The sequence below is a fragment of the Deltaproteobacteria bacterium genome, from assembly GCA_003696105.1.
Classification (GTDB): domain Bacteria; phylum Myxococcota_A; class Polyangia; order Haliangiales; family J016; genus J016.
Window position 1 is genome coordinate 18,104 of record RFGE01000115.1, and the last position, 10,723, is coordinate 28,826.

At 75.1% G+C, this 10,723-nt stretch carries 7 protein-coding genes; all 7 read right to left on the reverse strand.

The window, feature by feature from the left end; genetic code table 11:
* Window positions 1–7: 7 nt before the first annotated feature.
* Window positions 8–1,792, reverse strand: coding sequence for a HAMP domain-containing protein (locus D6689_07870; GenBank protein RMH42540.1), 1,785 nt, complete (start codon window positions 1,790–1,792; stop codon window positions 8–10).
* Between the two features lie 13 nt (window positions 1,793–1,805).
* Window positions 1,806–3,386, reverse strand: coding sequence for a hypothetical protein (locus tag D6689_07875; GenBank protein ID RMH42541.1), 1,581 nt, complete (start codon window positions 3,384–3,386; stop codon window positions 1,806–1,808).
* Entirely contained in the window at window positions 3,368–4,393 is a 1,026-nt protein-coding gene (locus D6689_07880) for a hypothetical protein (GenBank protein ID RMH42542.1), read from the reverse strand. The genes D6689_07875 and D6689_07880 overlap by 19 nt, the downstream gene beginning before the upstream one ends.
* On the reverse strand, window positions 4,390–6,888 hold the full coding sequence (locus D6689_07885) for a PBP1A family penicillin-binding protein (GenBank protein RMH42543.1): 2,499 nt from the start codon (window positions 6,886–6,888) through the stop codon (window positions 4,390–4,392). The genes D6689_07880 and D6689_07885 overlap by 4 nt, the downstream gene beginning before the upstream one ends.
* 29 nt (window positions 6,889–6,917) lie before the next feature.
* The gene (locus tag D6689_07890) at window positions 6,918–7,649 is read right to left on the reverse strand and encodes a TrmH family RNA methyltransferase (GenBank protein ID RMH42544.1); all 732 of its coding nucleotides are present in this window, start codon (window positions 7,647–7,649) and stop codon (window positions 6,918–6,920) included.
* 226 nt (window positions 7,650–7,875) lie between these two features.
* Window positions 7,876–8,991: a hypothetical protein gene (locus D6689_07895; protein ID RMH42545.1), complete on the reverse strand. Its 1,116-nt coding sequence runs from the start codon at window positions 8,989–8,991 to the stop codon at window positions 7,876–7,878.
* Between the two features lie 118 nt (window positions 8,992–9,109).
* Window positions 9,110–10,651 carry a lamin tail domain-containing protein gene (locus D6689_07900; protein ID RMH42546.1) on the reverse strand — a complete coding sequence of 514 codons (1,542 nt, stop codon included), beginning with the start codon at window positions 10,649–10,651 and terminating at the stop codon, window positions 9,110–9,112.
* Window positions 10,652–10,723: the final 72 nt, after the last annotated feature.

Below are 10,723 nucleotides of genomic sequence, written 5' to 3' on the forward strand. Positions count from 1 at the left end.
CCGCCGCTCACGGCGCGGCCGGGCCGTTCCCGTCGTCGGCCGGCGGGAGCACGACCGTGAACCGCGCACCGCCGAGCGGCGAGCGCCCGACAGAGATCGAGCCGCCGTGTTCGGTGACGATGCGGTGAGCGATCGCGAGGCCGAGCCCGGTGCCTCCGGTCCGCTGCTTGGTCGTGAAATACGGAGTGAACAACCGGGCGCGGAGGTCGTCGGGCACGCCCGGGCCGTCGTCGTCGACCGCGAGCAGGACACCGCCGGCCGAATCCGGCGCAGTGGACACGCGGACCGAACCGTCGCGGCCGCCGCCACACGCGGCATCGCGCGCGTTTTCGACGAGGTTGAGCACGACCTGGGCGAGCTGGTCGCGATCGGCGCACACCGGCGGCAGGTCGGGGGCGAGATCCGCGTCCACCGGGGCGGCGCCGCGGTACAGCGCGAGCGCCGCGCGCACGATGTCGTTGACGTCGACGCGCGCGAACTGCGGCTTGGGCAGCCGCGCGAACTGCGAGAACTCCGACACGATGCGCTCGAGCCGCTTGACCTCGTCGAGCACCGTACGGGTCGACTCGTCGAACAGGTCGTCGAACGCCGGGTGCTGCCGCGCGCGCGCCTTGCGCAACGTTTCGACCGACATCTGGATCGGAGTGAGCGGGTTTTTGATCTCGTGCGCCAGGCGGCGCGCGATCTCCTGCCACGCGGCGATGCGCTGCGCGACGGATAGCCGCTCGTTGGCCTCCTCGAGGGCGCGCATCATGTCGTTGACCGCCTCGGCCACCGCGCCGATCTCGTCCGCACGCGCCGCCGGCACCCGGTGGCGCAAATCGCCCCGCGCGGCCGCTTGCACGCCGCGCACGAGATCGTCGAGCCCGCGGGTGATGCCGCGCGCGACGGCGAAGCCGAGCAGGACCGCGACGGCGAGCGCACCGGCGCCAATGGCGACGGCGGCGAGCGTGACGCGCCGCTGGACGCGGCGCAGCTCCGCGTCCGACACCGCGATGTCGAGCCACGCGACCGGTTCCCCGTCGGCGCCGGGCAGCGGGATCGACAGGCGGCCGCCGCCGGTGGGCGCGCGGTCGTCCGCGATGTGCACGGCCACCGTCGCACCGACTCCGTCGCTGGCGAGCGTGCGCCCGCTGCGGGCCGCGCCCGGAGCGCCCTCGCCGGTTCGGGCCGCCATGCGCGCGGCGACGCGTCCCTCGCTGCGCACCGCGTCGGCCAGCGTGTCGCCGACAGCGCGGCCGCCCACGACCGTGACCGCACGACCGCCTTCGGTCACCGTGCGCGCGGCGACGACCACGAGTTCGGTGCGCAGCGTACCACCGCCCCTGGCGAGGGGTTCACGGGCGAAGAACGCCGCGCCGTGCGTGGTGGCGGCCAACCGCCGCCACGTGTCGTCGCGCTCGCCCTCGACACCGCTGTGCGGCGCGGCGAGGATGCGGCCGCGGTCGTCGATGACGAACAAGAGATCGAGGCCGAGGCCGCGCATGACCCCGCCGGCGCGCGCCTGCAATGCGGCGAGCACCTCCGGGCGGACGTCGCCGTACGTGTGCAAGTCGAACAACGCGCCGCGCACGTCGCGGTCGCCGTCGGCCAGTGAAGCGACCGCGCGCGCGACCGCGGTCGTGAGCCCGTCGATCGCGCGTCGCGCGTCGCGCTCGGCCGCCCGACGCGTCCGCTCGAAGTCGCGGTGGAACGCGGTCGCCACGACCTCGCGCGTCACCACGGCGGCCGCCGCGATCGCGACGAGCGAGGCGAGCGAAAACCACAGCGTGAACCGGCCGCGCAACCCCATCGGCGCCTCGCCGCTACGGGCCCTCCGCGACGAAGGCGTCGGCGACCGTCAGCCGGCCGAGCGCGTCGAACCGCAGGCCGCCGAGCGCAGCGCGCACGTGCGCCCGGCGCACGCGATGAAACAGCGGGACAATCGGCAGCTGGCGGTCGAACTCGGCGAGCATCTCGGTCACCGGCACGGACCGGCGCGCGAGAGCGCGCGCGGCCCAGCCGTTGCCACCGATCGCGAACGCCGCCGCGACCTCGAGCGCCGCGTCGGGCGCGGGCAACGCGAGGTGGCCGACGTACAGGTCGACCGCGCCGCGCGCCGCGGCGGCGTGCAGCGCGGCCGGCGCCAGCACGACTACGCGCGCCGGCAGGCCGACGCGAAACAGCGCGGCCCGCACCTTGGCCGCGACACCGCGGTCGCCGGGCCGCGACGCATCGACGCCGATCGCGAGCACCGGCGGGTCGCCGCGCAGCGCGGGCAGCTCGCGGCGCGCGCGCTCGAGCTGGCGGCGCGCGTCGGACACGCGCGCGGAACGCTCGGCGCGCCCGACCGGCGGTCCACCGAAACCTGGCGCGGCCGGAGCGACGGCGGCCCGGCCGCGGCCGACGACGTCGGGCAGCTCGAAGGCGGCCCGCTCGATCGCGAACGACAGCGCCCGCCGCACGTGCACGTTGCCGGCGATGCCGTCGCGCGCGAAGCCGACGTAGACGAGCACCGCCGGCGGCGCGACGACCTCGCGCGACGCGTACTTCGGCGGATGCCCGGGAAACGCGGCCGCTCCGCGAAACGACGCGTGCGTGCGCCCGGCCTCGTAGTCGCGCGCCTCACCATCGGCGTCGTCGTACCAGCGCAGCTCGACGGCGTCCGCGTAGGCGCGCCCGCCGAAGTAGTCGTCGACCGCATCGAGCGCGATGCGCCGGGCGCCGCGGTCGACCGCGCGGATGCGAAACGGCCCGGTGCCGACGAGATCGTCGCCGGCGGGCGGTGCGCCGCCCGGCGTCACCGCCGTCTGTGGCGCCGCGAGCAGTGCAGCGAGTTCCGGCGTGGCACGGGACAGCTGAACCACGACGTCGCCTCCATCGACGGCGACGCGCACGACGGGCGCGAGCAGCCACGCCGACCTCGCGTCGGTCCGCGCGCGCTCGATCGACCGCGCGACATCGGCCGGTGTGACGGGCGAGCCGTCGTGAAACCGCACGCCGGCGCGAACCGACACGCGCGCGACGAGCCGATCGGCGCTGACCCGAGGCAACGCGGCCGCAAGCCGCGGAACCGGCGCGCCGCCGGCGCCGAATGCGTACAGGGTGTCGCATACGAGATCGACGACCGCGACCTCGGCGGGCGACCGAGCGGCGACCGGGTCGAGCGACACCGGCTCGCCGCCGAGCGGGATCGCGAGCGCGCCGCCGTAGGCCGGGCGGCTCTCGCCTCGCGCCACCGGTGCCGCCAGCGCCACGACCGCCGCCGCCGCGATCCCCGCGCGCCGGCGCGGCCGCCCGCTGCGCCGACCGGTCACCGATTCAGCCGCCACGGTTCCACCGCCGCCGCCCCGCCTGATTCGAGGCTCCCTCGTCACACAGCTGGCCGTCACCGATTCAGCCGCCACAGTTCCACCTCCGCCGCCCCGGGGTCGCGCACCGCCACGATCGCATCGCGCCCGCCGTCGCCGTCGACGTCGGCGATCGCCACACCGGCGATGCCACCGGCAACCGGTGGCCCCTGCGCGACCCGGCGGGTCACGCCGCCAGCGAGGGAGTAGACCTCCGCGCGGTCACCACGCCCGGGCGGCCGCGCCGTCGCCGTGACGACCTCCGGCGCGCCATCGCCGTCGATGTCACCGATCGCGATCGCGTAGCCGCGCCCGGCGATCGCGTAGCGCGCGCGGTCGTCGTCGCGCCATGCGACGAGCGCCCCGTCCACTCCGACGACCGCCCGCCACCGCCAGAGCCGGCCGGTTGCGTCGGCGACATCGGCGCACGCGAGGCCCACCCACGCGTCGGGCACCGGCAACTCCGGGCGCGTGCGCGCGCGGGAATAATAGTTGCGTCCGGGAACGAGATCCGCGACCACGTCGCGGCACACGAAAAACCCGTCGCGCGGCGCCGTTGCGACCAGCTCGCCGCCGCGCCACGTCCACGCGCCGGCGCGCGCGCGGTCGCTGCTGCGCGCGACGATCTCCGTCCGGCCGTCGCCGTCGACATCGGCGACGACCGCCGCGCCGACCGGATCGCGCGATCGCGGCACGGCCGGTTCCGCGGGCAGCGGCGCCCGCGCGACGACGCGCGGCGCGCGCCCGTCGGACGAGACGATCGCCACCTCGGCTGTCGTCACCGCGACCAGCTCCGCACGCCCGTCTCCGTCGACGTCGCCCGCGGCGAGCGCGATCAGCGGCGCGCCGAGATCGAGCACGCCGAGCGCGCGCGGCCGCCACACCACGCGCACCGGCTGCGGCGGCTCGACCCGCGGCGCGATCGCGTCCGCCACCACCGCGCGCACGTCGCGCCACAGCCTCCCGAGTGGCGACGGCGACCGCCCTCCACCGTCGCCGGCGTGCGCCGCAGTCGCCGCGCACGCCACGGCGATCGCGACCGCGGTGCGCCCGGCGCGCGTCATGGCGGTGTGGGCGCCGGCGCGCCGGAGTCCGCCGCATCGCCGCCGGCGGCGTCGCCGAACTGTTCGAGCACGAAATCGTCGACGCCGACCTGGCCCGGCGACGGTGCGACCTCGACCGGCACGGTCCCGTCGAGGAACGTCTCGACGTAGCTCGTGTCGTCCGTGGCGCCCGGCGGCGCCAGCAATCCCGTCGCCTTGTCCACGCGCGCAGTGACGACGCCCGGCGGCGGCTCGAAGCGCCGGCCGCGCACGCGCTTGCCGAGCCGCTCCATCATGTGGACGAACACCGGCACCGCGGTGTGCCCGCCGCTCTCCTTGCGCCCGAGGCTGCGCGGCTCGTCGAATCCGATCCACACGCCGACGGCGAGCGCCGGCGTGAGCCCGATGAACCACGCGTCCTTCGCGTCGTTGGTCGTGCCGGTCTTCCCGGCGACGTCCAGATGCAGTGCGCGCGCGCGACCGCCGGTGCCCTCGGTGACCACCGAACGGAGCATGTCGATCATCACGTACGCGACCGCAGGGTCGAGCACCTGGCGCGGCTCGGGCGGCGGTACGCGCTCGCCCGCGACCTGGCTCACGAACTGCGGCGGCGCGGCGACCCCGCCCGCCGCGAACGTGGCGAACGCGTTGGTCAGCTCGAGCGGCGTCACCTCCGCGGCGCCGAGCGCGAGCGACCGGTGCGGCTCGAGCTTGGTTTCGACGCCGAGCGCGTTGGCGAGCTCCGCCACGCGCGCCGGCCCGATCTGGCGGATGAGGCGCACCGACACGCTGTTGATCGACTTGGCGAGCGCATACCGGAGCCGAACGGGTCCCTCGAACTCTCCCTTCTTGTAGTTCTCCGGAACCCAGTCCTCGTAGACCTCGGGCGCGTCGACAGCGATCGTCGCCGGCGTGAAGTCGCGGCTCGCGATCGCGGCGGCGTAGACGAACGGCTTGAAGGTGGACCCCGCCTGCCGGTGCGCCATCGTCGCGCGGTTGAAGTCTCCGACCGACGGGTCGTAGCCGCCGACCACCGCGAGCACCTGGCGGGTGCGGGGATCGATCGCAACGACCGCCCCTTCCGGCCCCCGGGCGAGTTCCGCGCGACCGGCGACGCCGGCCGGCAGCCCGTCGCCCGCCTCGATCGGGACGACGCGCACGACGTCGCCGGGCCGGAACCGCTCGGTCGCCCGCTTGTGCTCCGGGTTGTAGCGGTCGTCGCGGTCGCGAGGCGGCAGTTCGACGAGCGCCCGCCAGTCGCCGAGGTCCACGATCATCCGCGCCGGCGCGTCGCCGGTCGCGTCGCGCACGTCGCGCACGACCGCGCGATACCGCTCGCCGCGCCGGGGCGTCCGCTTGCGCAAGCGCCGCGCGAGCTTGGCGACCTCCAGATCGATCTGGTCCGGTTTCACCCGCTTGATCGGCCGGCCGAACCCCTGGCGCGCGTCGACCTCGCGCAGCCCGGCGCGCAGGGCGTCGCGCGCCGCGCGCTGCACGTCGAGGTCGACCGTCACCACGACGGTGCCGCCGACGCGATACAAATCGTCCTCGCCGAAACGCGCCACGAGTTCGCGCCGCGCGATGTCGACCCACTCGGGCGCCTCGCCCAAATGGGGGAACGCGTCGTCGACGATCTCGATCGGCGCGTCAATCCACCGCTTGGCCTCGGCGGCGTCGAGGTAGCCGTTCTTCACCATTTGCTCGAGCACGTAGGTCTGGCGCGCCTTCGCGCGGCCAGCGTTTCCCGGCTTGCGCGGCGACAGCCGCTCGGGCGCCTTCGGCAGCCCGGCGAGCACGGCCGCCTCGCCGACGTTCAGCTCGCCGACCGACTTGCCGAAGTAGTAGCGCGCCGCCTCCGCGACGCCGTACCGGCCGTGGCCGAAGTAGATCTGGTTGAGGTAGAGGGTGAGGATGTCGTCCTTCGACAGCGCGCTCTCCAGCCGGCGCGCCAGGATGATCTCCTGAAACTTGCGCCGGAACGTGCGCTCCGGAGACAGCAGGAACGTCTTGACCACCTGCTGCGTGATCGTCGACGCGCCCTGGCGCTTCTGCCCCGACTTGAGGTTGACGAACACGGCGCGCAGCATGCCCACGTAGTCGATCCCGCCGTGCTCGAAGAACGACGCATCCTCCGCGGACACGAAGGCGTGGATCACGTGTTCGGGCACGTCCTCGAGCGGGACGAACGTGCGCCGCTCCTGGAAGATCTCGCCGATCACCGTGCCATCCGCCGTCACCACGCGGGCCACCTGCAGCGGCCGGTAGTCGGCGAGCTTGCCGATGTTCGGCAGGCGATCGTCGCGTCCGTAATACCAGAACATCGCGGCGAGGGTCGCGGCGCCGAGCGCGGCGCACACCAGCGCCGCCAGCGCGAGCGCCTTCGCCCACCACAGCAGCCGGCGGCGACCGCGCGCCGGGGTCGCGGCGCGCTCGAGCGTCCGGCCGCCGCGGGTCGCCGGCCGCGCGCGTTTGGCTCGCGTGGATGCGTTCACGGGGTTGCGCTTGCGTCGTTGCAACGTCGATACCGCCCGGGTCGCGCGCGATCCTACCGGTCCTCCGCCGGGTGCGTCACGGAGGACACGTCCGCGCGTGTCCGATTCGCCACATGGCGTGCCACGATGGCCGGTGCGCCGCGCACGCTCAGGGCATACCACCGCGCGCGGCGGCGCGCACGTTCTCGCTCCGTGAGGTCGCCGGGGGCGCCGAGCGCCGCGCGGCGGCGGCCCGCCACCGCGTAGGCGCACAGCGCGACCGACACGGACAGGTTGAACGACTGGGAAAACCCGACCATGGGGATCGAGAACGCCGCGTCGCACGCGGCGACCGTGGCGGGGCGCAGGCCCTCGAGTTCGTTGCCGAACACGAGCGCGACCGGCTCGCTGGCGTCGATGTCGTCGAGCGTCTGCGCGGCGCCCGGCACCGCCGCGTACAGACGAAACCCGCGCGCGCGCAGCGCCTCGGCGCACGGCGCCAGCTCCGGGTAGCGGTGCACCGCCATCCACTTGTGGCAGCCGATGGTGACCTTCTTGGCGAAGCGGAATGGCTCCGCCGCCTCGACGACGTGTAGCGCGTCGAGCCCGAGCGCCTCGCACGAGCGGATCGCGGCGGCGCCGTTGTGCGGGTCGTGCAAGTTCTCGAGGACCGCGGTGACCGACGACAGGCGGGCGGCGAGCACGCGCTCGATGCGGGCGGCGCGGTCGTCCGACAGGTGCGGCCGCAGCGCGGCGGTGACGGCGGCCGGGCCGAAGCGGTCGATCAGCGAGTCGACGGCGTCCATCCGGGGCAGTCAAGCAGGTCTGGCCGCCGGCGCCAAGTCCGCTGGCCGGCGCGGGCGCGGTGTGAGCAGTCGCTCCGCGTCCCATCTCCGCGCCTCGCGCGGCGCCGAGTCCGCTGGCCGGCGCGGGCGCGGTGTGAGCGGCGCGCGCCGGTGCCCAGGGCCGCGCCGCCGGAGCGGCCCGCGCGGCGCCGCTCCCTCCGTCGCGCGGCCCGGCCCCGCCGGCCGGTCACAGCGCCAGCGCCCCGCCGACGGCGATCGTCGCCAGCCACAACGGCTCGAGCGCTCCGCCGGCATCGCGATACACGCGCGCCGCCTCGCCGGCGGCAAACAGCCCCGCCGGCAGCTCGACCCGCAGCTCGGCCGCCACCGCGCGGGCGCCGCCGCGGGCGACGTCGGCCGCCGCCCACGCCGCGAGCTGCGCGCGCGCGAAATAGGGAGCCGCCAGCCGCACGGCGAGCCGGTCGGGTCGGCCGCGGCGCCGGTCGTAGGCCAGCGCGAGCCGGCCGAGCCCGTCGGCGTCGACCGAGGCCGACGCCCGGCCGCCGAACCCACCGGCGGCCGCGAGGCCTCCCGGCGTCGCGCGGTCGACCTCGTACAGCGGGCCGAACCAGCCCGGCACGTAGCCCTCGCTGGCGGCGTAGGCTTCGACGACGCCGCGCCACGCTGCGCCGGCCGCGTCGGCGTGGACCGCGACGCCGGCGTGGGCGCCGACCCCGCGGCCGACCACGGCGACCAGGTCGACGTACGGCACCGCGACCGCCGCGCGCCACTCCGCGTCCAGCGCGACCGCCGCGACGCCGAGCTCCAGGTCGCCGGCCGCGGTCGCCCCGAACGCCGCGCCGCGGTCGCCGCCGAGTCGGCCGCGCGCGGCGATCACCCGCGGCGCGACCACGTCGTCGACGAGCGCCTCGCCCGCCGCGACCGCCCCGGCCACCCGCACCTGCGCGCCGAGGTGCCGGTGGTCCACGTCGAGGCCGGTCGTCAGCCCGCCGACCACCGTCTCGTGGCCGAGGACCGCGTTCGCCAGCGGACCCGCCGCGACGGCAACGGCAATCCCGTCGCCATCGGGCTCGCGGCGGTACGTCAAATAGCGCAATACCGCCGCGATGTCGCCGGGTTCGTCCCAGTCCTGCCGGCGCACCCCTTCGCCGGCCAGCCAGCGCACGCGCCCCCCGATGCCGACGGCCCAGGCGCCGCCGGCCACGTCGATCCCGGCGTCGACCGTCGTCGCCGGCCGCCCGCCGAACATGCCGACACCGACGGCCGCCGAACCGGAGCCGACGTCGGCGGCGGCGGGCCGTACCGACGCGACCGCCGCCGCGATTGCGATCGCGACGCGCACCCCGTCACTGTCGGCCGGCGCGCGCGCGCGGGCAAGTTTTGGCCCGGCCCGCGCGCCGGCCGCGCGCAGCCCCTCACGTCGCCGGCGCGACCGGCGCCGCGCGCACCCGCGCCGCCCGTCACATCGGCGGGTTGATCACGAGGTCGTCGATCCAGGCCGGGCCCGTAACCTGGGCCGACACCGCCGGCCCCGCGAGAACCACATGCTGCGACGTCGCGGGCGACGACAGACCGTCGCAGGCGCCGTTGGCCGTCACCTCGCCGACGGGGGTGCCGAACGCGTCGTAGAACGTCATCGTCGCGCTCGCCCCCGTCACCTCCGTGGCGAACACGACGTCCACCACTGTCACCGGCCGCGCGAACTCGAGGATCGAGACCCCCCCCAGCGCGTCGCCGCTGCCGCCGCAGTTCCCCGTCGGGGTCGCCGGACACGGCAACCCCGCAAGTAAGAGAATGACGCCGCACGGCGCGTTCGCCGGATCGGAGAAATCCGCAGCCGGGCACGTCGCCGAGTCCTCCATCGACAGCGTGCAGTTGGCCACCGGACAGGCTTCGTTTTCCATCGATGGGGTACCGCGGTCGAGGGCGGGGTCCCCGTTGATCTGCTGCAGCGTCGGGCACCAGTTCGCGGCGGAGTCGTTCGCCGTCTCGTCGAGCACGAACTTGTCGAGGTTCATCGATGCGCCCGCCACGGTCGGGAAGCCGGTCCCGTAGTTGACGCGCGCGATCTCGGTGCCGCCGCAGGAGATCACGAGTTCGTCCGAACTATTGGCAAGCGTAACGCCATCATACTGATAACTCACCGGAACGTGACCGTTGGTGTCGTAGTTCATGTTGTTGCCGAGCACCAGGGTCCCGCCCGCGCCGATGATCAGGCCGGCGCCGCCCGTGTCGATGACGTGGCTGTCCATGCCGTCGTCGGAGATCGTACACCCCTCGAGGTCGAACGCGGTCGTCGTCGGGTTGTACAGTTCGAACCATTCGCCATCGGCGTCGACCACGACCTTCGGGTCGCGCATGATCTCGGTGATCACCACGTCGCCCGCGGCAGTCGGCCCCGCCGGCGGGTCGACGCACACGTTGGGCGGACCGACGACGCCGTCGCCGCACACCTGGCCGCCCGTGCAATCGCCGCAGGAGAGGATCTCACCGCAGCCGTTGTCGGCCATTCCGCACGCCTGACCGCCGCCGGCGATGTCCGCACACGTTCGGCACGTGACGCACCGGTTGGGTGGCCCGCCGAAGCGTCCGTCGACGTCGCAGACCTGGCCGGCACCGCAGTCCCCACACATCAGCGTCCCGCCACAGCCGTCCGGGGGAGTCCCGCACGCGACGCCCGGTCCGCCGAGGTCGGCGCACGTCGTGCATGCGACGCATACGTTGGCTGGAGCGATCGAGCCGTCGCTGCACCCCTCCCCCGAGGCCATGCACGTACCGCAGTCCACGCCGCACGTGGCCGCCGGCATGCCGCACGCCTGGCCGCCGACCATGGCGCCGTACTCCTCGCACGTCAAGCAATCAACGCACGTGCCGGTTCCCCCGCCGAACGCATCGACGTCGCAGACCTGGCCGGCGCCGCAGTCGCCACACGTCAGCGTCCCGCCGCAGCCGTCGTCGACGTCACCGCACATGCGGCCCGCGCACGCCTCGGCCTGGGTCAACGGCGTACAACACGTCCCCCCGCTGGTCGGATCGGTCGGATCGTTCAGCCGGCACGTCTGCCCGGTCGGGCA